The following is a 22,777-nucleotide window of genomic DNA, read 5'->3' as shown; positions in this document are numbered from 1 at the left end:
TTGCGCTCAATCCTTTTAACGCTTATGGTGCATGCTCACTAATTTGAAGCGTCAATGGCCAAATTGGTGCAACGGAGTCACACAATAAGCTGCAAAAAAAAGCGTATCGGCTGTGACAGCGGATACGCCTTGAGTGTGGGAGCGGAACTACGGTGCTGCCGGGCTCAGAGCTCGCTGGGAGGCTCGCAGGCCTCACTGACCATGACACGATTGCGTCCACCTCGCTTGGCTGCGTAGAGCATGGCATCGGCCTGCTGGAAGACGGCCTTGATATCGGGATCGCTGTCGGGCCAGTGGGCCACGCCTAGCGAGATGGTGATATGGCCCACTGGCGGTATCTCCATTTTCTCGACCAGCTGACGCATGCGCTCGGCGGCATGGGCGGCGGCCTCCAGCCCCGTGCCGGGCAGCAGCAGCAGAAACTCCTCGCCACCCACGCGGCAGGGCAGGTCATCGACACGCGAGACCTCGCGCATGGTGCGTGCGAGCTGTCTGAGCACCTCGTCACCTGTATCGTGGCCAAAACCGTCGTTGATATGCTTGAAGTGATCGATGTCGATGGCAATCACCGAGAACGGCAGCGCTTGCGTCTGAAAGGCGCTGATGGCTGCTTCCAGATGACGGCGATTGCCCAGCCCGGTCAACGGATCGGTGTTCACGTCCTCGCGCAGCTTGGTGATATTGCGTTGCAGCAGGCCCAGGCCCTTGAGCATGGCTTTCTTGAGTTCGTAGGACTCGAAGTACCAGGACTTGACGGCCTGGATGTTCTGTGCCGTCTCGGGCTTGTCCATATCGTGAGCGCCATTGGCGAGCTGGCGCAGCGGGCTGGCAATGCGGCGCGCGCTCCACCAGATGACCACCAGCATCAGCAGGGCGATGGGCAGGGTCTTGTAGAGCACGGAGCGCATCAGCTTGTTGAGCGGGGCCAGCGTGGCCGCCTTGGGGCGCTGGGCCACAATGCCCCAGCCCGAGGCATGGATGACGGCATAGCCGGCCAGCATTTCCACGCCCTTGCTGTTGACGACCGGCGCCGTACCCGACTCGCCTCGGATCACGGCGTTGATGACATCGTTGTTGATCACCTGATCGCCGATACGGTGGTTGTCGGGGTGATAGATGATGTGCTTGTTCTTGTCCACCACATAGACATAGGTGCCATCCTGGTAGAAGTGCGAGCCCAGCAGGGTGTCGAGGATGCTGTCTTCCTTGAGGTAGATGCTGCCGCCTACCGCTCCCAGGAATTCGCCCTGAGGGTCGAAAATGGGCTGCGAGACGAAGACGATGTAGTTGCCGGCCGTGGACATATAGGGCTGGCTGATGACGGGCCCGCGAGTGCTCAAGGTCTGTGTCACTCCGGCGCTTTGCAGTGTCTTGCCCTTGATCTGCAGGGTTTCGGGCGATGTCGCCAGCACATAGCCCGTAGGGTCGATGATGGTGACGGAGTTGAAGCTCTTGGTTTGCAGGCGCAGACGTGTGGCCTCCTTGGCCAGATAGTCCACGTCATCCATGTGCGCGCCCATCAGATTGGCGCTGTATTCCAGCTGCTGCAGGGCGGATTGCAGAAAATCATCCGTGCTCTGCGCCAGCTTGGTTGCATAGGCATGGTGACCTTCGAGCGTGTTGTCTATCAGCTGCTGGCGCTGCACCAGATAGCCAGCATAGAAGGTGTTGAGAAACGGGATCAGCGCGCTGCAGATGGTCAGGACCAGGATCAGTCGACGCAAATCAAGCCGGTTAGGCGCAAGCCGGCGGTGCCAGGGGAGAGATTTCTTCACAGATGATGTCGCGAGAGCAGGGCGGCTCTGCGCTGTACCTGTGTGCTCTGACAGGCTCAGACCCCGGCCGCATATTCATTGAGTGTCTGCATTATGGTTGCTCGCGCCGTGGCCCTGCTCATGGTCAACCACAATGCAGCCGCGTCAGGCTGACAACTCCTTGAACTTTTCCACCTGTACCGCGCAGTCGTAGAAGCAGGGCGCCCGGCCAATATCGGTGAGCTGCTGATGCGTCAGCTCGTTCACATTCGTGCCGTTGGCTCCCTGCTTGCGCCACCAGATGCCCAGGCCCACCACCACGCCGGTGCGAGCGCGGCCGTTGACGGCGGCGTGGCAGACATGCTCGCCGCGCTGGTTGAAGACGCGTAACCGGTCACCGTCGGCAATGCCGCGCGCAGCTGCGTCATCGGGGTGCATCTCCAGCAGTGGACGCTCTTCCATGCGGGCCAGACTGGCCACATTGGCAAAGCTGCTGTTGAGGAAGTTGCGTGCGGGTGGCGAGATCATGGCCAGCGGGTAGGCGGTCGTGGGGGGCTCGTAATTGGGCAGATAGTCGGGCAGGGTGTTGATGCCCAGCCGCGCCAGGGCGGGGTTGTCGAATTCGCATTTGCCCGAAGGCGTGGCAAAGCCACCTTCGGCAAACGGCGCATCGGGCAGCGGGATATGGGCAAAGCCCTGTTGCAGAAGATCGTCGAAATCAATGGCTGTCTGTGCTAGCGCTGCGCGGCACAGCGCTTCGTCGGAATCAGAGAAGCAGGCTGCGGCAAAAGCGGGGTCCAGCCTGGCCATATGCATGGCCAGATCGCGAAAGATCTGCGCGTTGCTGCGCGCCTGGCCTTGGGGCTCGATCGCGGGGCGATTCAACAGCACATCGGTATGGCCGTAGCTGCCGTGGATGTCCCAATGCTCTAGCTGCGTGGTGGCGGGCAGCACATAGTCGGCATGGTCTGCGGTGTCGGTGAGGAAATGTTCAAGCACCACGGTGAACAGATCTTCGCGCGCAAAGCCCGCAGCCACCTTGGCCGACTCTGGCGCCACCGCCACGGGATTGCTGTTATAGACCACGACGGCTTCCACCTTGGGGCCGAAGCCGGCATCGCCCTCATGCAGCAGCACATCGCCAATCTGGCTCATGTTCAGCGTGCGTGGGCGACGCTCGCCCAGCAATTGCGGCATTTGCAGATCTGCGCGCTTGAACGGCGAGACCCCCGAGGCGGACAGCAGCAGCCCGCCAGCGCGGTGGCGCCAGGCGCCGACAAGAGCCGGCAAGCAGGCCACGGCGCGCACGGCATTGCCGCCGCCGCGCGCACGCTGCATACCGTAATTGAGGCGGATGGCCGCAGGCTTGGTCGTGCCGTAATCGAGGGCCAGGGACTGAATCTGTTCCACGCTCAGGCCACAGACACTGGCGGCGCGCTCGGGCGGCCATTGCAATGCTCTGGCCCTGAGTGCCTCCCAGCCCTGAGTGTGTTGGGCGATGTAGTCATGGTCCAGCCAGTCGTGCACGATCAGTTCGTGCATCAGCGCCAGAGCCAGTGCCGCATCGGTGCCGGGCAGCAGTTGCAGATGCTCGTGGCATTTGTCGGCGGTCTCGCTCTTGCGCGGGTCTATGCAGATCAGCTTGGCGCCCTCGCGCTTGGCTTCCTGCGCATAGCGCCAGAAATGAAGATTGCTGGCGATGCTGTTGCTGCCCCAGATCAGGATCAGCTTGCTTTCGGCAAAGAACTCCACACGCATGCCCAGCTTGCCGCCATAGGTAGCGGTCAGCGCCTCGCTACCGGCACTGGCGCATATGGTGCGATCCAGCAGGCTGGAGCCCAACTGGTGGAAAAAGCGCCGGTCCATGCTTTCGGCCTGTACCAGGCCCATGGTGCCGGCATAGCTGTAGGGCAGTATGGCTTCGGGCGCGCGCCGGGCAATACCGTGCAGGCGCTGGGCAATATCGCTCAGGGCTTCGTCCCAGCTCACGGGGGAGAAATGGCCGCTGCCTTTGGGGCCGCTGCGTTTGAGAGGCTGCAGAACTCGCCCGGCGTGGTAGGTGCGTTCGGTGTACTTGCTGACCTTGGCGCAGAGCACGCCGCCCGTGTGAGCGTGTTCTGCATTGCCTTGCACCTTGGTGGCCGTGCCATCGACCACCGTGGTGAGCAGGGCGCAGGTGTCCGGGCAGTCATGCGGGCAGGCACCGCGTACTTGAACGATATGAGGCATGTCGTGGGCTCGAAAATCTGGATCGGTTTGCGTCTGAAGACCGTTTTGTGGGCCTATTATGCGGCGCGCATCCATGTCAAAAAACCTGAGATGCAAGACCCCAGAAACGGGCCGATCCAGCCCGTAGCAATGAGTAGCCCGTAGAGAGAGATCAAGAGCAATGCAGTACAAGCGAGTGGAGTGGAACCGTCGTCAATTCATGACTGCTGGCGCAGCTGTGGCAGCCGGGAGCTGGATCGGCGCAAGTCATTCCCAGGATTCGAGCGGGCCGATTGTGCTTGGGCAGTCCTGCGCGCTGAGCGGCCCCTCGGCACAGCTGGGTATGCAGTTTGTGCAGGGCGCCAAGCTGTATTTCGATCAGCTCAATGCCAAGGGCGGCATCGGTCGCCGCCAGGTGGAGCTGCGCACGCTGGACGATGGCTATGAGCCAGAGCGCTGCGTGGCCAATACCCAGAAATTCATTGCCGATGATGTGATGGCCTTGTTTGGCTATCTGGGCACGCCCACCAGCATGGCCGCACTGCCTTTGCTGCAGAAAGCCAAGCTGCCGCTGATTGCTCCACTGACGGGGGGCGCCGGCCTGCGCGACCCCAAGCTGGCGCAGGCGGTCTTCAATCTGCGTGCCTCCTATGCCGATGAAACCGCGCTCATGGTCAGACAGCTGGTTTCTTTGGGCCTCAAGAAGATCGCGGTGTTTCATCAGAACGACGCCTATGGTCAGTCAGGTCTCGAGGGGGTGATGCAGGCGCTGCAAGGCCATGGCCTCAAACCCGTGGGTGCAGCCACGGTGGAGCGCAACTCCCAGGATGTGGCCAAGGCCGTCAAGACTCTGGTGCCGCTGGGTGCTGATGTCATCGTGCAGGTCTGCACCTATGCGGCCAGCGCTGCCTTTGTGCGAGCGGCACGCCAGGCGGGCTATGGCGGTCAGTTCTACAACGTGTCGTTCGTGGGAACTTCTGCACTGGCGCAGGCTCTTGGCAAGGAGGCCGAGGGCGTGGTGGTCACCCAGGTCGTGCCCTCGCCCTTCAAGACATCGCATCCCCTGGCGCGTGAGTTTCAGGCCGCACTGCAGAAAGGAGGCGCGTCGCTGCAGCCCGATTACTCCAGCATGGAAGGCTATCTGGCTGCCCGTGTCGTGAGCGAAGCGCTGAAATCTGCCTCTGTCGCTGGCCGGCTGCAGCGCGATGGCCTGGTGGCGGCACTGGAGGCCATGAATGGCCAGCAGGTGGCGGGCTTTCCCATCGCCTTCCGCCCACAGGCCGGCAAGCCGCGTTTTGTCGAGCTGTCCATGCTCACGGGCGACGGAAAGGTCCGGGTGTGAGGCTTTGAGGCGCGCAGGGCGCAAGCTCTCTCGCTTTGGGCCATCATGGCATCTTTGCCATTGATGACCCCAAGGAGAGAGCGCATGGCCCTGCTGCCCGAACTTCAAGCAAGCGCCCCTGACATTGCCGCGCTGCGTCGCGATATCCACGCCCACCCCGAGCTGTGTTTCGAGGAAATACGGACCTCGGATCTGGTCGCGGCGAAGCTGGAGCAATGGGGCATAGCGATCCATCGCGGTCTGGGCAAGACCGGTGTGGTGGGCGTCATCCATGGCCGCGACGGCGGCAGCAGCGGCCGAGCCATCGGCCTGCGCGCCGATATGGATGCCCTGCCCATGCAGGAGTTCAACACCTTTGACCATGCCAGCCGCCATGCGGGCAAGATGCATGCCTGCGGTCACGACGGCCACACGGCCATGTTGCTGGCGGCGGCGCAATATCTGGCCGCACATCGCGACAGCTTCGAGGGCACGGTCTACACCATCTTCCAGCCTGCCGAGGAAGGCGGTGGCGGTGCCCGGGAGATGGTCAACGACGGACTGTTCGAGCAGTTCCCCATGCAGGCTGTGTTTGGCATGCACAACTGGCCGGGCATGAAGGCCGGCACCATGGCCGTGGGTGCGGGGCCCGCCATGGCATCCAGCAACGAATTCAGGATCGTGGTACGCGGCAAGGGCGGCCACGCCGCCATGCCGCATATGGTGGTGGACCCGGTACCCGTGGCGGCCCAGCTCATCATGGCTTTCCAGACCATCGTCAGCCGTAACGTCAAGCCCATTGAGGCGGGCGTGGTGTCGGTCACCATGGTCCATGCCGGCGAGGCTACCAACGTCGTGCCGGACAGCGTGGAGCTGCAGGGCACGGTGCGTACCTTTACGCTGGAGGTGCTGGACCTCATCGAGCAGCGCATGCAGCAGATCAGCGAGGCCGTCTGTGCGGCGCATGGCACGCAATGCTCGTTCGAGTTCGTGCGCAACTACCCGCCAACCATCAACACGGCCCCCGAGGCCGAATTTGCCCAGGCCGTGATGCGCGAGATTCTGGGCGATGCCGGTGTGGTGCCGCAAGAGCCATCCATGGGGGCCGAGGACTTTGCCTTCATGCTGTTGGAAAAGCCCGGAGCCTACTGCTTTATCGCCAACGGCGATGGTGATCATCGCGCCCTCGGGCATGGCGGTGGCCCCTGTACCTTGCACAACCCCAGCTACGACTTCAACGATGCGCTGATTCCGCTGGGTGCGACCTTCTGGGTCAAGCTGGCCCAGCGCTGGCTGGACCAGCCTACGCGCGGCTGAAGGCTTGGCCCCGCCGCTGCGGGCTGGGTGGAAGATTTCTTTCACGCCAGACCTCGGGCGGGCAGCCAAAGAGCGTGCTGAACCAGCGTGTGAAGGCACTGTGGCTGTTGTAGCCCAGCATGGAGGCGATCTGGCCCACAGGGTAGTCAGGGTTGCGCACATAGCGCTGGGCAAGATCCGAGCGAACCTCCTGTAGCAGGTCGGTAAAGCTCAGGCCTTCACCATCAAGCTCGCGCTGCAGGGTCCGTACGCTGCGCCCCAGACCCTGGGCCACGCAGATGCAGGTGGCATTGCCCGAGGGCAGCATGAGATAGATGGCCTTGCGCACCTGCTGGCCGATGGAGGCCTGACGGCCTTGCTGCGTGGTGTCCACCATGGTCTTGGCATAGCGCACCAGAACCGGGTCGGCCAAGGGGTTGGGAGCATCCAGGTCCTCGGTGCGAAACACAATGCCGTTGAAGTCCGCATCAAACTCCACGCGGCAACGAAACATCTGCTTGTGCAGGCCGGTGTCGCCGGGCGCGGGGTGGCTGAAGCAGACCCGCAGCGGGCGCCATTGCTCATGCAGCAGCAGGTTGCAGGTACGAAACAGCACGCCGATTGCCAGTTCCATGGATTGCGGCAATGCATCCGGCAGGGTGAACTCTTCGCGCAGCACCACGACGCCATTGGCGTCGTCCATATGAATCACCAGCGACTCATTGAGCATGTGCACATGCTCGATCAGCGTGCTCAGCACCTTGCGAAAGGTGGGCTGGTGCAGCAACAAAAGGCTGATGACACCGAAGTTTGAAACCTGCCGTGATTGCGCCATGCGCAGCCCGAAGTTTTCGCAACCCGTGATGCTTGCAGCTTCTTCCAGCAGGCGTCCGGCCGTCAATGCATCGATCAGCTGATCCTGCTCGCGCACCACGGCTGGGCGCAGGCCGGCACGACGCAATGCCGCATCAGGGTCTCCTCCCAGTTCGCTGAAGAGTTCCGAGAAATTCGTCAGAGATGCCGCGCGCACAAAAGTGACCATGACTGCTCCACGCAAAAAGTCGGAGAAATTCTGGCATGAGATGCATAGCGTGCGGCATGAAATGCACAACCTATGTGACACAGGTTTTCTACAGTGGACTTACCGGGCGGCAGAGACTAGCAACAAGCCTGGGTTCAAAAAAGTGTAGGAGACAGTGATGCAGATAAACCCTCTGACCTGTGCCATAGGCGCGGAGTTGGTCGATGTGCAACTGGCGGATGCGCTGCGCGATGATGGGCTTTTCGCAGAGATCAAGACGGCCTTGCTCAAGCACAAGGTGCTGTTCTTGCGCAGCCAGAGTATCAGTCGCGCCGAGCATGTCGGTTTTGCCCGGCGTTTTGGCGAGCTGGAGGACCACCCGGTGGTCGGCAGCGACCCCGAGCATCCCGGCCTGGTGCAGATCTACAAGACGCCGGACAAGCCGCTGGACCGGTATGAAAACTCCTGGCATTGCGATGCCACCTGGCGCGAGGTGCCGCCCATGGGCTGCGTGCTGCGCTGCATCGAATGTCCGCCGGTCGGCGGCGACACCATGTGGGCCAATATGGCGCTGGCTTACGAGATGCTTCCATCGCATATCAAGGACGTGATAGCCCCGCTGCGGGCACGCCACAGCATTGAGTGCACCTTTGGCGCAGCCATGCCTGCGCAGAAGCGTCTGGCCCTCAAGGCGCAGTTTCCGGATGCGGAGCACCCGGTGGTTCGTACACATCCGGAAACCGGTGAAAAAGTGCTGTTTGTCAGCGGCTTCACCACTCATTTCACGAACTTCCACACGCCCGCCAATGTGCGTGTGGGCCAGGACTTCACCCAGGGCTCATCCAGTCTGCTGCAGTTCTTGATCAGCCAGGCCGCGATCCCCGAGTACCAGGTCCGCTGGCGCTGGGAGCCCGGCAGCATCGCCATCTGGGACAACCGCGCGACACAGCATTACGCGGTGATGGACTACCCGCCCAGCCATCGAAAGATGGAGCGCGCCGGAATCATTGGCACACCGACTTTTTGAGCATCGAAAGACGTTCGTGGCAAGGCGCAGAACCTGGCCGGGCGGTGCGAAGCACAGTTGTACGCAAGGCTCTGAGTGCGGGCATGGCATTCATATAACAACGGAGACATCATCATGAATTTCCTCGACGGTCACCTGGTTGCCGAAAATCAGCAGCCTCTCATCATCACTGCAGCTCCTTATGCACCTTCGTGGCTGCCGGAGGACTTCCCCGGCGAAATTCCCGTCACGATGGAGGAGCAGATTCAAAAAGCCGTGGACTGCTACAACGCCGGCGCCCAGGTGCTGCACTTGCATGTACGCGAGCTCGACGGCCGCGGCAGCAAGCGGCTTTCCAAGTTCAACGAGCTGATTGCCGGCGTGCGTGCTCGTGTCCCGGACATGATCATCCAGGTAGGTGGGTCGATCAGCTTTGCACCCGAAACCGATGGCGCGGCCGCCAAATGGCTGTCTGACGATACCCGCCACATGCTGGCTGAGCTGGACCCCAAGCCCGATCAGGTGACGGTGACCATCAATACCTCGCAGATGAACATTCTGGAGCAGTTCGATGCGCGGGATATCGAGGGCACTTCGATGGAGGACCCTGCGGTGTTCAATGCCTACAAGGAAATGACCGTGCCAGCACAGCCGGGCTGGGCCGAAGAGCATATACGCCGCCTCAGTGCGGCCGGCATTCAGAGTGCCTTCCAGTGCTACAACATCAACAGCTTCGAGTCGGTGGAGCGGCTGATGCGTCGCGGCATCTACAAAGGACCGCTGGTGCTGAACTGGGTGGCCATCGGCGGCGGAATGGACCAGCCCAGCGTTTACAGCCTGGCCAATTTTGTGCGCGCCGTGCCCGACGGTGCGGTGCTCACGGTAGAGGCCTCGGTGCTGAACGTGCTGCCCATCAATCTCATGGGCATTGCCATGGGCCTGCATGTGCGCTGCGGCACCGAAGACAATCTGTGGAATCAGACCCGAACCCGAAAAATGGGCACGGTGGAGCAGATCGAGCAGTTGGTGCGCATTGCCAAGGAATGCAGCCGCCCCATCGCCACTCCTGCCCAGGCGCGCGAAATCTGCCAGATCGGCGTGTTCTACGACACGGTGGAGGAGAGCCTGGCAAGGAACGGCTTTGCTCCGAATCGCAACGGTGCTCAGCAGGGTTTTCTGCGCAAAGTCGCCTGAGGTCAAAGGAGCGCACGATGCAACGCATTCCAGTCCTGCTGTCCATTGCTCTGGCTGCAGCTTTGCCAACTGGCAGCGCCTTCGCTTTCACCGACAAGCCCGTCAAGCTCATTGTTCCTGCCCCGCCCGGCGGCACGATCGATGTGTTTGCTCGCATCATCAGCGATCAGTTGGCGCATGAGCTCAAACAGCCTGTGATTGTGGAAAACCGCCCCGGTGCCGGCGGTGCCATGGCGGTGAAATACATGCTGTCCCAGCCCTCAGACGGCAATACCCTGCTGGTGACGGTGACCAATATCCTGACCGAGGTTCCGCATATACTCAAGGGGGGCTTTGATGCCATGAAGGATGTCAGACCCGTCTCGCAGATGGCACGCTCCGTCATGGTCTTCATTGCTTCGCCTCAGTTCCCGGCCAAGGATGCCAAGGAGGCCATTGCCTATATCAAGGCCCATCCGGGCCAGCTGTCCTTTGCCTCCTACAGCCAGGGGACGGCATCGCAGTACGCAGGGGCGATCCTGAATCAGAAGGCGGGGCTGGACATGCAGCATGTGCCGTTTCCAGGCTCGGCACCGGCGCTGGCACAGATCATGGGCAATCAGATCCCGCTGATGTTCGATGGCTCCGTGACCACCAAACCGCTGGTTCCCAGCGGCAAGGTCAGGCTGCTGGCCGTGGCTTACAAAAGCCGGCTGGCCGACTACCCCCAGGTGCCGACGATGGCAGAGCTCGGTTATCCGGAGCTTGATTTCAGCAACTGGGCGGGTGTGTTTGCTTCGGCAAAGACGCCGCAGCCGTTGCTGGAGAAGATCAATGCCACGCTGCAGAAGGTCAATGCCAGCCAGGCGGTGCAGGCACGTTATGCGGCCACAGGCTTTGAGCCGATTCGCCAGGAGCGCACGCTGGAGCAGCTGTCTACCGATCTGCAGGCCGAATACCAGCGCAATGGCGAGATCGTCAGGAATTTCGGCATCAAGCTGAACTGAGTCGGCTCGTCAATCGGTCCGGGCATGTCTGCGACTGAGGATGCCCGGACTTGCACCTCAATAGATACAGGAGCATTTCATGACTCAGGCCATTCGCTTTTACGAGACTGGCGGTCCAGAAGTCCTGCGACTGGAAAACGTTGCCGTGGGAGACCCCGGCCCAGGCCAGGCGCGCGTGCGGCATAGCTATATCGCGCTCAACTTCATCGACGTGTACTTCCGCACTGGGCGCTATCCGCTGGCCTTGCCCAACGGGCTGGGCTCGGATGCCGTCGGTGTGGTCGAGGCCGTCGGAACGGGTGTGACGGATATCCGGGTGGGTGACCGCGTCGGCTATCTGACCGGCCCGCAAGGCGCTTATGCACAGGCGCGTGTGATGCCTGCAGAAGTGCTGATTCCGTTGCCCGACGGAATTTCAGACCGTACTGCAGCCACACTCATGATGAAAGGCATGACGGCCCAGTATCTGTTCCGTCAGGTCTATCCGCTGCAGGGCGGTGAAACCATTCTCTATCACGCAGCTGCCGGAGGCGTAGGCCTGATTGCCTGTCAGTGGGCTCGCGCCATGGGGGTCAACATGATTGGTACGGTCAGCACGGATGAGAAGGCCGAGCTGGCCAGGGCGAACGGATGCGCACACACCATCGTGACTTCGCGTGAAAACATCGTCGAGCGAGTGAAGGAAATCACGGCAGGCAAGGGCGTTCCCGTGGTTTACGACTCGGTAGGCAAGGACACACTGATGGACTCGCTCGATTGCCTGCAGCCGCGTGGCTCGCTGGTCAGCAACGGAACCTCTTCCGGCTCCGTGGTGGTGGACTCATCGCTGCTGGCCGCCAAAGGCTCGATCTGGATGACGAGGCCGGCCATGATGCATTACATCCAGCCCCGTTCACATATGCTGGAGATGGCTGCAGAGCTGTTCGAGCACGTGCTGGCGGGGCGCATCGTGAGCGAGCCTCAGCAGGAGTTTGCCTTGGCCGAGGCGGCACAAGCCCATCGCGCATTGGAAGCGCGCAAGACTGTGGGGGCCACGGTACTCGTGCCATGAGCTGCTGGGCGCAAATATTGGGCGGGTAAAGCCATTGCGAAAATCCGTGCCGGTGCCTTTCCCAAGGCTCCGGCTTTTTTCTGTCTGACATTGGCCATGCGGCAGGGCGACATTCCTAGGGATTTCACCTTGGGAACATGGCACCAAATAAGCAATGAATGGCATCAACTGCACAAGAGCTGCAGCCTTCCTTTTCTAGAGTGATTTCGCGGATCAATACCGCGAATTCATAACGAAAAGGAGACATGAAATGCCACGTATTTCACGCTATATCTGGAGTCTTTTTGCCTTGTCCGCCAGCAGCCTGGCCAGCGCTCAGTCATCCGTGACGCTGTTTGGTGTCATGGATGCGGGCGTCAGCCGCTACATGGTGCGCAGCAATTCCTGGGATGGCTCCGGCCGTACGGCCAGCCAAGGTATCTGGGCACTGTCACCCTCGGGTAATCTGGCCAGCCGTCTGGGTGTTCGTGCCGTTGAAGATCTGGGGGCTGGAATGTCTGCCAGCATGTGGCTGGAAGCACCTGTGACCAACGACACGGGCGGCGGTGCGCTGAACTTTGGGCGACGCTCCACCGTCAGCCTGGCGGGCAATTGGGGCGAGCTGCGCCTTGGGCGTGATCACACGCCGTCGTTTCTGAATGACTGGGCCTTTGATCCCTATTCCGTCAACGGCGTGGGCGTCAATTTGCTGGCGGTGGTCAGCAGCAACCTGGCCATCAACCGTGCGCTGAGTACGCAGACCAGCGGTACGCTGCCCGAACGCTTGCTGGGAAACGGTTTGTCGGCAGGCACGGACAATTATCTGCGCGCCAACAACTCCATCGGCTACCACCTGCCGACAGGGCTGGGCGGAATTTATGGTCAGCTGATGTATGCCTTCCCGGAAAATGATGCCAGGCGCGGCCGCTATGCCGGTGGGCGCATTGGCTGGGCCAGCGGCCCCACCGATATTGCGCTGGGCTATGGCGAAAGCATGCTGGGCACTTTCAACGGCCGCAAGGAAACCATCAAGTCCTTGAACCTGGGCGGTTCGTACAACTTCGGCCCGGTCCGTGTGTTGGGCGAGTGGTCGCAGGTGCGCAATGCGCGCAGCGATGTGCGGGCCACAGACCGCTATGACGGACTTCTGGCTGGTGTGCAAATTCCTGTCGGACTGCATCAGCTCAGGGCGTCGGTGGCCAGGGTGCAATTCAAAAATGGGCAGGGAGCCGGCGACGCATCGGTGAACAAGCTGGCCTTGGGCTATGTGCATAACCTCTCCAAAAGCACGGCGCTCTACACCACGGTGTCACGTATCAGCGTGAGCAATGGACACAACAATCCTGCGGTGATGGGTGTGACGCCGCTGGCCGTCAGCAGCCCGGTCATCATGCCGCAACCGGCCTACAGCAACAGCCCCGGAATGCAGCCACGCAGCGCATTGGGCTTTGATGCGGGTCTGCGCATGATGTTCTGAAGGCAGTCCGTTGCTGCTGCCGCGAGGCGAATCACGAAGAGGCGGATTTGAGGGAGTGCGTTCCGCAAAGGGCTGCTTGTCGGCGTTGCAGTACTTTGTGAAATAAAAAGAACGGTCGTTCTAATTTCCCGGATTTTTGGCTACACTGGCCTCGACTATTAAAGCCCAGGAGACCTTTCATGTCCGATCTGAACGCCCGGTTTGAAGAGACCGTCAAGAATTCCACCTCGCTTGGCGAGCGTCCCGACAACGCCACCTTGCTCAAGATTTATGCCTTGTACAAGCAGGCAACCGAGGGTGACAACGAAGCCAAGAAGCCCAGCTTCACCGACATGGTGGCCCGCGCCAAGTGGGATGCCTGGGCCAAGCTGGAAGGCACAACGCCGGATGAGGCCAAGCAGCAGTACATCGATCTCATCGAGTCGCTGCGCTGATTCGCGCCACCCCTGATCGCCGACAAGGCCCCGGGCTCCGGGGCTTTGTCGTTTCAATTCGGACCACATCACACTGCACCAGAGACGGGGGGGCTGGAAACTGGCGCCCCCCAGCCAGGGACACCGAGGAAGGGCCGCCCCGAAGGTGTCGTCCCCTTGGAGGAAGCGGCAGGGCTGCTCAGGAGGGGTCAGTACCTGTTCGAGAAATTGGCGCTGATGCGCTGACGCAAATATTCCGCCCCTGTGATGGGCGGATATTTTTTGGCCGGCCCTTCTATCACCGCATCCTCATTGGCCTGGCAGAAGAAGGCCAGGCTATAGCGGGCCCCCTGGTACTCATGGGGCTGAGGGTTGCGCACGCGGTGGAAGTTGCTGGGCAGTTGGTCGTCGCTCCAGCGCATCAGCATGTCGCCGATATTGCAGGTGATGACGCCATCCACGGGCTTCACGGGCGTCCATTGCTGGGTCTCGGCCTCCTTGCCGGGCAGCACCTGTAGCCCACCCAGGCCGGCGCGCTGGAACAACAGCGTCAGGCAGTCGAAGTCCGTATGTGCGCCTGCACGCCACAGGCCGATTTCGTCCTTGAGCGCCGGGTCCACTGCAAAGTAATGCAGCATGCGCAGCGTGCTCTGGTAGCTGGGCACGGCGGGGTCATGTGCGCGGGTGAAGAATTCATCGTCAAAGCCCAGCTTGTAGGCAAAGCAGGACAGCAGCTGCATGCCAACCTGCCAGCATTGATGCTCAAAAGCCAGCGTGGCCTGCTTGAAGCCGGGCAACTCCTGCTCGCTGGGCCACAAGCCTTGCATGCGCGGGCGTGTGACCTGATAGGACTCTTTCTGGTCGGGAGTGCGCGTGGAAGGGCGAATCTGCGCCTTGTGCTCCCAGCCTGCATTGCGCGATAGCGGCCATTGCGACTTGGTTTCGGGCGGCAAGGCGAATAGCTGCTCGGCTCTACCGAACGCGGCGTCGATATCGGCCTGGGCAATGTCGTGGCCGGAAACCTGGAAGAAGCCGATTTCTATCGAAGCGCTCCAGATCTGCTCGGCAATCTCCTGCTTGCGCTGCTCGAAGTCGCTGATGTCTATGACGCGAACTTCGCGCGCCGAGGTTTCTGCGCCTTGCCCGCCCATGCGGGCTTCCTTGTCCAGTTCGCCAAGGCTGTAAGAGTGGCTGGTCATGGTCTGCATAAGAATTTCTCTTGCGATGACTTCAGACACCGGTGTTGCCAGTGAGGCTTGGTGCGGGCATCTGAAGTGTGGATACCAGGCGCGGCTGTGTGCCGCACCCACTTCAAGAGCAATGACCCGCGAAGCTGCTGACCGGAGGAAGGTCAGAGCACCGTGCTGAACGCTTCTACTCTTGATTTGAGTGCAGCAAACAGCGTGCCAGCCATTTACCAGGGCGCTGACACTCTTGGTTTTGGTGCATGGCTTCAATCTGGTGCATTGCCGTGCATGAATCCATGCATCCATCTCTTTTGCATGCACTTTGTTGATACCTGGCGAGGCGCAACCCAAAGCAGGCACGCCAATTGCTAGAAGGTTGAACGAGTAGAAGCGTTCAGCCTGCATCCGCGTGCAGTGCCCGGAAATTGCTCAAGTCCTGTCAGCAGCGGCAGCTGCTGGCGTTCCTGTCGCCAGAGACCTGAGAGTTCCACCATGCTACGTCGCCAATTTCTTGCCGCCCTGCCTCTTTGCGGCGCACCCTGGGTTCATGCCCAGGGCAAGTCGCTGACTCCGCTGAAGTTCACGCTGGATTTCCGCGTCAACGGCCAGACGGCGCCGTTCTTTCTGGCCCAGCAAAACGGCTACTACCGCGATGAGGGGCTGGATGTGAGTCTGGACGTAGGGTCGGGCTCGGTGGCTTCGATTACACGTATCGCCAGTGGTGCCTACCAGCTCGGACTGGGCGATATCAGTTCGCTGATCGAGTTCAATGCACAGAACGCCGGCACACCTCGCGTGCAAGCCGTCTACCAGTACTACAACCGCGCGCCCTTTGTGATCATCGGGCGCAAGGACAGAGGCATCACTTCGGACTTCGCAAGTCTCAAGGGCAAGAAGGTGGCTGCAGCGGCAGTGGAGTCCACGCGCCGTGCCTGGCCCATGGTGGCGCGGCGCAAGAATCTGCCCGCCGATCTGTTTGCCTGGTCGACGACGGAGTTCTCGGCACGCGACAACGTCATGGTGCGTGGCGATGTGGATGCCGCCACCTATTTCCATGACTCGGCGGTGTCGCTCTTTGCGCGCCTCAAGCCCGAGGAGCTTTCCATACTGCGCTACAGCGATGCCGGCGTTCATCTGTATGGCAATGCGATTCTCGCGTCCAGCCAGTTGATCGCCGAGAAGCCGCAGGTCGTGGCCGCCTTCCTGCGCGCCACCAACCGGGCGATTGTGGAGTGCCTTGCCAACCCCGCAGCAGGCATTACCGCCGTGCGCCAGCGCGAGCCGATGCTCGATGAGAAGCTGGAGCTGGAGCGCTGGTCCATCACCGCACAGTATGTGGCCGCGGCAGATACGAAAAGCCATGGACTGGGCGATTTCAGCAAGCGTTTGATGGAGCAGCAGTTGGACGGCGTGGTGCAGACCTTTGCGCTCAAGACCACGCCATCTGCCGATGCACTGTTCAACAGCAGCATGCTGCCAGCCAGGTCGGCGCGCATGCTCAAGGCCTGAGGAGGAAGCCTCCATGTCCCTGCCTCAAGCCCAGACCTTGAATGACAGCGATGGCCGCTATCTGCGTGAAGCCATTGCGCTTGCCGATACGGCGCGCGAGCGCGGCAACCGGCCGTTTGGCGCGCTGATCGTGGCGGCCGACGGACGCGTGCTGGCCCGGGCCAGCAATGCCAACGGCGAAAGCGGCGATTGCACGGCCCATGCCGAGCTGTCCGCCATCCGCCTGGCCAGCCCCCTGCATTCACGAGATGAACTGGCCGTCGCCACGCTGTACTCGTCTGCCGAGCCCTGCGTGATGTGTGCCGGCGCGATCTTCTGGTCCGCCATCGGCCGCGTGGTCTATGGCATCGATGCCGAGCGGCTGCGCGTGTTCCGTGGCGAGCGGATCGATCAGAAGGATGCCGAGCTGTCCTGCCGCGATGTGTTTCAGACCGCTTCGCACGCCATCGAATGTATCGGGCCGGCCTTGATCGAAGAGGCCAGCAGTTCACACCAGGGCGCCTGGAAAGTCTGAGCGCCGACACGAACTCAACCGCAATTCATTGACATAGAGAGAGGGAAGCCATCATGCAAACCAAGCGCCTGTTCCTGCAATCCGTTCTGGCCCTGGGCAGCTTTGCCAGCGCCACGGCAGCCTTTGCCGCAACGCCCATCAAATTCCAGCTCGACTGGCGTTTCGAAGGGCCTGCGGCGCTGTTTCTGCAGCCAGTCGCCAAGGGCTATTTCCAGGCCGCAGGGCTCAATGTGACGGTGGATGCCGGCAGCGGCTCGGGCGGCGCCATCCAGCGCGTGGCATCAGGCTCCTACGACATGGGCTTTGCCGATCTGGCCGCGCTCATGGAGTTTCATGCCAACAACCCCGAAGTCAAGGACAAGCCCGTGGCCGTGATGATGGTCTACAACAACACGCCGGCCTCGGTCATGGCGCTCAAGAAGAGCGCCATCGCCAAGCCGGCGGACCTGACGGGCAAGAAGCTGGGAGCGCCGGTCTTTGATGCAGGCCGACGCGGCTTTCCGTTGTTTGCCAAGGCCAACAAAGTCGGCGATGTGCAATGGACCACCATGGATCCGCCGCTGCGCGAGACCATGCTGGTGCGCGGCGATATCGATGCCATCACGGGCTTTACCTTTACTTCGCTGCTGAACCTGGAGGCGCGGGGCGTGAAGGCGGCCGATGTGGCAGTCATGCCGTTTGCCGACAACGGCGTCAAGCTCTATGGCAACGCCATCATCGCCAGCGCCAAGCTGGTGCGCGAGAACCCCGAAGCCGTGCGTGCCTTCCTCAAGGCCTTCAGCAAGGGCGCCAAGGAAGTCATGGCCAACCCCGGCGCAGCCATTGCCTATGTGAAGGAGCGCGACGGCATCGTCAACACGGCGCTCGAAACCCGCCGTCTGCAGCTGGCGATCGACACCGTGATCAACACAGCCGACGCGCGCGGCGAGGGCTTTGGGCAGGTCAGCCCCACACGCATGGCGCTGATGGCTTCCCAGATCTCGGACGTCTATGCGACCAAGACACGCGTGAACCCCGAGACGCTCTGGAACGGCCGCTTTCTGCCGCCAGTCGCGGATCTCGACGTCTTTCCCAAAAAGTAATTGCTCATTGATTGATAGCTGTATGCGCTTGTGTGACGGTTGCTACAGCCTGTTTTTATGAAATCATCAGATACAGAAGCTGTCCGGCCCTTCGTCGAATTCAAAGACGTCTGGCTGGCCTATAACGAAGAGCTGCTGCAGGCCAATCACTTTGCGGTGGAGGCCATCGACCTCACGGTGCAGCGCGGCGAGTTCATCGCCATCGTCGGTCCTTCGGGCTGCGGAAAGTCCACGTTCATGAAGCTCACCACGGGCCTGAAGATGCCGTCCATGGGGCGCATCACGGTCGATGGCCAGCGCGTGACAGGGCCGCTCAAGATCTCGGGCATGGCGTTTCAGTCCTCCTCGCTGCTGCCCTGGCGCACCACGCTGGACAATGTGCTGCTGCCGCTGGAGATCGTGGAGCCGCACCGTTCGCAGTTCAAGCAAAAGCGCAAGGAATACGAGGCGCGTGCCATAGAGCTGCTGGGCAAGGTGGGTCTGGCAGGCTATGAGCGCAAGTTTCCCTGGCAGCTTTCCGGCGGCATGCAGCAGCGCGCCAGCATCTGCCGCGCCCTGATTCACGAGCCGCAGATGCTGCTGCTCGACGAGCCCTTTGGCGCGCTCGATGCCTTCACCCGCGAAGAGCTGTGGTGCATCTTGCGCGACCTTCAGGCCGAGCAGAAGTTCAATGTGATCCTGGTCACCCATGATCTGCGCGAGAGCGTGTTCCTGGCCGATACCGTCTATGTGATGAGCAAGAGCCCGGGCCGCTTCGTGGTGCGCCGCGACATCGACCTGCCGCGCCCGCGTGATCTGGAGGTCACCTACACCCCCGAGTTCTCGGACATCGTCTACGAGCTGCGCGGCCATATCGGCGCCCTGCGCAAGAGCGGCCCCGAAACCGCTGCCGCCATTCCTCAATAAGGCGCATCATGAAACATCAAAAAACCGCCGAGCGCTGGGCTCCCTGGCTGCTGTTGCTGCTGATCGTCCTGCTCTGGCAGATCATCTGCTCGGGCTTAGGCGTCTCGGAGTTCATCTTCCCCAGCCCCTGGGCCATTGGCCATCAGCTCTATGAGTTTGCGGGCACGATTGCCATGCATGCCTGGCGCACCTACTGGGTGACGATGGCAGGCTTTGCCCTGGCAATCGTGGTGGGCGTGCTGCTGGGCTTTCTGATCGGCTCCTCGCGTCTGGCCTATGCGGCCTTCTACCCGCTGATGACGGCTTTCAACGCCTTGCCCAAGGCAGCGTTCGTGCCGATTTTGGTGGTCTGGTTCGGCATCGGCGCAGGCCCGGCCATTCTCACGGCCTTTCTGATCAGCTTTTTCCCCATCATGGTCAATATCGCCACGGGTCTGGCCACGCTGGAGCCCGAACTCGAGGATGTGCTGCGCGTGCTGGGAGCCAAGCGCTGGGACGTGCTGATCAAGGTCGGCCTGCCGCGCTCCCTGCCGTATTTCTACGGCTCGCTCAAGGTCGCGATCACGCTGGCCTTCGTCGGCACCACGGTCAGCGAGATGACGGCTGCCAACGAGGGTATCGGCTATCTGCTGGTCTCCGCCGGCTCTTCCATGCAGATGGGCCTGGCCTTTGCGGGGCTGATCGTGGTGGGAGCCATGGCCATGGTGATGTACGAGCTGTTCAACCTGCTGGAAAAGCACACCACGGGCTGGGCGCGCCGCGGCTCTCAGGGCGAGTGATACGCAGCTGCTGAAAGCGGAAAAGCCTGCCGGATCGTGCATCCGGCAGGCTTTTTTTGTGCTGCGCAGTCAATGGCTAGCTGGCCGTGCGGCAGCTGGCAAATGCATCCAGAGGCTGCTTGTAGGTTGGAGAAGTGACATCCATCAATCCCATCACCGTATGGAACAGGTTGTCGTGCGAGAGCGGCTGGTCCAGAGTCTTGCTCAGACAGGCCTGATTCAGGCCGGTGCGCGCACCCAGCGTTCCCAGCCAGGCAATCATGGGCACATGTTTTTGATCGTCGGGCGCCATGGCGTAAGGCATGCCGTGCAAATAGACACCGAGCTCGCCCAGCGATTCGCCATGGTCTGACATGTAGAACATGCCGGTTTCAAACTGGTTTTGCTGGGTCTTGAGCCAGTCTATGGTCTGGGCCAGGAAGTGGTCGGTATAGCGAATGGAGTTGTCGTAGACATTGACCACGCTTTGCTGCGAACAGCTGGACAGTGCATTGGTGGCGCACTCGGGCTTGAAAGCCTTGAGGTCTGCAGTGGAGCGCTTGAAGTACTCGGGACCGTGACTGCCCATCTGGTGCATGACCAGAACCAGGCCCTTTGCCCGGCGTGCGGGGTCCAGCTTGGCGATGCGCTCGTCCAGGCCGCTGAGCAGCAGAGCATCCAGGCATTCGCCATCCTGGGCGCACAGCGCCTTGCCGGCCGGCGTATTCACGCTGTCGGCGGTATCGGCCATGGGGATACGCTTGCACACGCCTTTGCAGCCTGCCTGGTTGTCCACCCAAAGCACGGCCAGTCCGGCGGCCTGCAGCACGTCGAGCAGGTTGTCATGCTCGACCTTGGAGGCGTAAAAGCCTTCGCGGCCCAGGTTGGAGAACATGCAGGGCACCGATTCGCGGGTGCTGGTGCCGCAGGAGCGGGCATTGCGCCAGCTCAGCACATCGCGCTTGGCCAGCTCGGGGTTGGTATCGCGCTCGTAACCGTTGAGGCTGAAATTCTTTGAGCGTGCAGTCTCGCCCACCACCAGCACCAGCAGCGGCGGTTTCTGGGCTGCGGCATAGCTGGCACCCAGGGCCGCGCCGCCTGTGATGCTGACAAAAGGCCTGGGCTTGTTGAGCAGAGGATCCAGCGCCACCGAGGCTGCGGACAGCACGGGGTTGATCGGATTGATCATGTAGCGCAGCCAAAGATTGTTGCGCACCACGGGGGCCAGATCGCGGTAGGAAACGGCCAGTGATGCGGCTATCAGGGCAATGCCGCCCAGCAGCAGCAAGGCGGTGCGCAGCATATTGCGCCAGGCGCTGTTGGCGCGTTTGAGCGGGGTTTTCCACAGCCAGATGGCTGGCAGTATGGCGATGATCAACACCTCGGCCAGCAGCTTGATGTTGAACAAGTCCGAGCTTTCGCGCGCATCGGTCTGCAGGATGTTGTGAATCATGCCCTTGTCCATCACGGTGCCGTAGCTGACCATGAAGTACTGGGAACTGGCCGCCACCAGCAGCAGCGCCACCCAGAGCGGCTTGGTAAAGCGCGGCCAGGCAAACAAAGAGGTCAGCAGAAGGCTGGCGCCCAGCACCAGCGGCACAACCCGCAGGGCCAGCAGGGCCAGACTGCCGTGATAGCCATCCAGGGAAGGCAGGCGCAGCCACAGGGCCCAGTTCGCCGTCAGTGTCAGCCAGATGGCCAGGGCCAGAGCGATGAACTGAGGCGTGCGAGGTTGAAAAAGCCCCTTGAAAAATGGGGCGGAAACGGAGTCTTGGGTAGCCACGGTGGACGGCAAAAAATAGGTATCGGAGAAGTCTGGCGGGACTTTCTTAAAAACCGCTGAAGCCTCCTACATGGTTAACCCTTGTAAAAAATTGTTTTATGTCAATTTGACGTATTTATTGGCACTGGGTCGCTGTTTCTGCCGCTTTTCCCCACTGGGCGCATAGCCGCAGCTTGCGCTCTTCAGCAGGCAAGGCTGCCAGCTCGCGCATCTGCGCATAGAAGCTGCGCCAGGTCTCGGGAGTGGCTGGGCCTTCGCCGCGCAGTTGCTGCCACCAGCGAGTCATGGCCGGCACCCAGTCGTCATAGGCGGCCAGGGCACCGAAGCTGGCGTTATTGGCCTGGGCCACCCATTCATCGGTCTGGGTCAGGCGCCGGTAATACTGCTCGCGCAGGGCGAGACTGGTCAGCAGGGGCTCGTCGCTGGCAATCCATTGCGCTCTGAGCTGCGCATAAGTGGCGCGGAATTCGTCAAATACTTTGCTTTTGATGGCTTCCAGCACTTTGGCATCAAAGGCTTCAGTATTTTTCTGTTCATAAATCTGTTGCAGGCGCTGGCGGGTCTCGCGCGTCAGCTGCTGCCATAGCTCGCGCCGCTGCAGGCTCTGTTGCCAGCGTTGTTGCGTGGCGGCGCTGGCATGGCTGTGCAGCCACAAGGGCGTGGCCATGCGTTCCACTGTGGTGGCAAAGGATTCGTTGAAGACCGTGTCATTCTTCACATACAGCAGCTGATGGGCCAGTTCGTGGAACAGCAGGCCGGCAAAGTCACCCTCCTGCCAGGAGGTGAAGGTGCTGAGCAAGGGGTCGCCGCCCAGCCAGTTCAGATAGCCCAGCGTGGAGTAGGCAGGCACGCCATAGACGCTGGTTTCCAAACCCAGGGACTGAAGCGTCAGTGCCTGCGCCTGTGCGTCGCTCTTGCTGAAGTAGCCTCGGTAGGCAATGCAGCCGGTGACGGGAAAGCACCACTGGTGCATCTCCAGGCTGTAGGCCGGGGCTGCCACCACGTTCCAGACCGCAAACGGACGCTGCAGCTGAGCGTAGCGGGTGTAGCTGGCGTTGTCGGGCAGAGCCAGTTCCCGGCTGGCGAAGCGGCGCATCCGTTGCGCAGTCTGCAGGCGTTGACGCAGTGCTGCGGAGGTACTGTCTTCTGCCAGCCAGTCATCAATAGGTCGTGCGGCCTGAAGAATCTGCATCTGTCCCTTGAAACCTTGCCAGTAATAGCCGGCGCTGCTGCAGCCCGTCAGGCCTGCAATTGCGGCACTAATTCCCAGCAAAGCCCTCAGGCTGACTACACTCATCCTTTTTCTCATTGCGCTTGTCCGCCTGTCTGGTT

General features: G+C 61.4%; 19 protein-coding genes. 13 read left to right on the top strand and 6 right to left on the bottom strand.

Annotated elements, in window-relative coordinates:
- Positions 1 to 164: 164 nt before the first annotated feature.
- Together ACWGXF_RS11635 and ACWGXF_RS11630 are read right to left on the bottom strand one after the other, a co-directional pair.
- The gene (locus ACWGXF_RS11635; protein ID WP_452101947.1) at positions 165 to 1,724 is read right to left on the bottom strand and encodes a sensor domain-containing diguanylate cyclase; all 1,560 of its coding nucleotides are present in this window, start codon (positions 1,722 to 1,724) and stop codon (positions 165 to 167) included.
- A 195-nt stretch (positions 1,725 to 1,919) separates the two neighbouring features.
- Positions 1,920 to 3,983 (bottom strand): molybdopterin-containing oxidoreductase family protein, encoded by a 2,064-nt coding sequence (locus ACWGXF_RS11630; protein WP_256628831.1) that lies wholly within the window; start codon positions 3,981 to 3,983, stop codon positions 1,920 to 1,922.
- 160 nt (positions 3,984 to 4,143) lie between these two features.
- Between ACWGXF_RS11630 and ACWGXF_RS11625 the strand changes: the two genes are divergently transcribed.
- Positions 4,144 to 5,304, top strand: a complete 1,161-nt coding sequence (locus ACWGXF_RS11625; RefSeq protein ID WP_256628830.1) for an ABC transporter substrate-binding protein — start codon at positions 4,144 to 4,146, stop codon at positions 5,302 to 5,304.
- 84 nt (positions 5,305 to 5,388) lie between these two features.
- Positions 5,389 to 6,600: a M20 aminoacylase family protein gene (locus ACWGXF_RS11620; RefSeq protein WP_003068607.1), complete on the top strand. Its 1,212-nt coding sequence runs from the start codon at positions 5,389 to 5,391 to the stop codon at positions 6,598 to 6,600.
- Here ACWGXF_RS11620 and ACWGXF_RS11615 read toward each other — a convergent pair.
- On the bottom strand, positions 6,587 to 7,621 hold the full coding sequence (locus ACWGXF_RS11615) for an AraC family transcriptional regulator (protein ID WP_452101946.1): 1,035 nt from the start codon (positions 7,619 to 7,621) through the stop codon (positions 6,587 to 6,589). The two genes, ACWGXF_RS11620 and ACWGXF_RS11615, sit on opposite strands and share 14 nt — an antisense overlap.
- 157 nt (positions 7,622 to 7,778) lie before the next feature.
- Between ACWGXF_RS11615 and ACWGXF_RS11610 the strand changes: the two genes are divergently transcribed.
- The 6 genes from ACWGXF_RS11610 to ACWGXF_RS11585 all read left to right on the top strand — a co-directional run bounded on the left by ACWGXF_RS11610 (position 7,779) and on the right by ACWGXF_RS11585 (position 13,727).
- Positions 7,779 to 8,627, top strand: coding sequence for a TauD/TfdA dioxygenase family protein (locus tag ACWGXF_RS11610; RefSeq protein WP_452101945.1), 849 nt, complete (start codon positions 7,779 to 7,781; stop codon positions 8,625 to 8,627).
- A gap of 114 nt (positions 8,628 to 8,741) precedes the next feature.
- Positions 8,742 to 9,800 (top strand): BKACE family enzyme, encoded by a 1,059-nt coding sequence (locus tag ACWGXF_RS11605; protein WP_012840017.1) that lies wholly within the window; start codon positions 8,742 to 8,744, stop codon positions 9,798 to 9,800.
- A gap of 17 nt (positions 9,801 to 9,817) precedes the next feature.
- Positions 9,818 to 10,786 carry a Bug family tripartite tricarboxylate transporter substrate binding protein gene (locus ACWGXF_RS11600; protein ID WP_452101944.1) on the top strand — a complete coding sequence of 323 codons (969 nt, stop codon included), beginning with the start codon at positions 9,818 to 9,820 and terminating at the stop codon, positions 10,784 to 10,786.
- Positions 10,787 to 10,865: 79 nt separating this feature from the next.
- Positions 10,866 to 11,837, top strand: coding sequence for a quinone oxidoreductase family protein (locus ACWGXF_RS11595; protein ID WP_012840015.1), 972 nt, complete (start codon positions 10,866 to 10,868; stop codon positions 11,835 to 11,837).
- Positions 11,838 to 12,087: 250 nt separating this feature from the next.
- Positions 12,088 to 13,293: a porin gene (locus ACWGXF_RS11590; RefSeq protein WP_256628821.1), complete on the top strand. Its 1,206-nt coding sequence runs from the start codon at positions 12,088 to 12,090 to the stop codon at positions 13,291 to 13,293.
- Positions 13,294 to 13,472: 179 nt separating this feature from the next.
- On the top strand, positions 13,473 to 13,727 hold the full coding sequence (locus ACWGXF_RS11585) for an acyl-CoA-binding protein (protein WP_003050754.1): 255 nt from the start codon (positions 13,473 to 13,475) through the stop codon (positions 13,725 to 13,727).
- A 188-nt stretch (positions 13,728 to 13,915) separates the two neighbouring features.
- On the opposite strand, the gene ACWGXF_RS11580 is transcribed toward ACWGXF_RS11585, so the two are convergent.
- On the bottom strand, positions 13,916 to 14,914 hold the full coding sequence (locus ACWGXF_RS11580) for an isopenicillin N synthase family dioxygenase (protein WP_256628819.1): 999 nt from the start codon (positions 14,912 to 14,914) through the stop codon (positions 13,916 to 13,918).
- 471 nt (positions 14,915 to 15,385) lie between these two features.
- Here ACWGXF_RS11580 and ACWGXF_RS11575 point away from each other — a divergent pair, with 471 nt between their 5' ends.
- The 5 genes from ACWGXF_RS11575 to ACWGXF_RS11555 are packed head-to-tail and all read left to right on the top strand — an operon-like array spanning position 15,386 to position 19,683.
- Positions 15,386 to 16,402: an ABC transporter substrate-binding protein gene (locus ACWGXF_RS11575; RefSeq protein ID WP_256628817.1), complete on the top strand. Its 1,017-nt coding sequence runs from the start codon at positions 15,386 to 15,388 to the stop codon at positions 16,400 to 16,402.
- Positions 16,403 to 16,415: 13 nt separating this feature from the next.
- Positions 16,416 to 16,916: a nucleoside deaminase gene (locus ACWGXF_RS11570; protein WP_039050116.1), complete on the top strand. Its 501-nt coding sequence runs from the start codon at positions 16,416 to 16,418 to the stop codon at positions 16,914 to 16,916.
- 53 nt (positions 16,917 to 16,969) lie between these two features.
- A complete protein-coding gene (locus ACWGXF_RS11565) occupies positions 16,970 to 17,998 on the top strand; it encodes an ABC transporter substrate-binding protein (protein WP_202787748.1) in 1,029 nt (342 codons plus the stop codon).
- Positions 17,999 to 18,055: 57 nt separating this feature from the next.
- The gene (locus tag ACWGXF_RS11560; RefSeq protein WP_054073784.1) at positions 18,056 to 18,904 is read left to right on the top strand and encodes an ABC transporter ATP-binding protein; all 849 of its coding nucleotides are present in this window, start codon (positions 18,056 to 18,058) and stop codon (positions 18,902 to 18,904) included.
- An 8-nt stretch (positions 18,905 to 18,912) separates the two neighbouring features.
- Positions 18,913 to 19,683 carry an ABC transporter permease gene (locus ACWGXF_RS11555; RefSeq protein WP_003068629.1) on the top strand — a complete coding sequence of 257 codons (771 nt, stop codon included), beginning with the start codon at positions 18,913 to 18,915 and terminating at the stop codon, positions 19,681 to 19,683.
- A gap of 76 nt (positions 19,684 to 19,759) precedes the next feature.
- Here the strand turns inward: ACWGXF_RS11555 and ACWGXF_RS11550 are convergent, their stop codons facing one another.
- Entirely contained in the window at positions 19,760 to 21,445 is a 1,686-nt protein-coding gene (locus ACWGXF_RS11550) for a phosphoethanolamine transferase (protein WP_256628813.1), read from the bottom strand.
- Positions 21,446 to 21,560: 115 nt separating this feature from the next.
- Positions 21,561 to 22,742, bottom strand: coding sequence for an aminopeptidase (locus ACWGXF_RS11545; protein WP_256628811.1), 1,182 nt, complete (start codon positions 22,740 to 22,742; stop codon positions 21,561 to 21,563).
- Positions 22,743 to 22,777: the final 35 nt, after the last annotated feature.

Source organism: Comamonas sp. HJ-2, from assembly GCF_053615495.1.
Note: the sequence above shows the minus strand (reverse complement) of the source record. Positions and strands in the feature narration are given on the sequence as shown.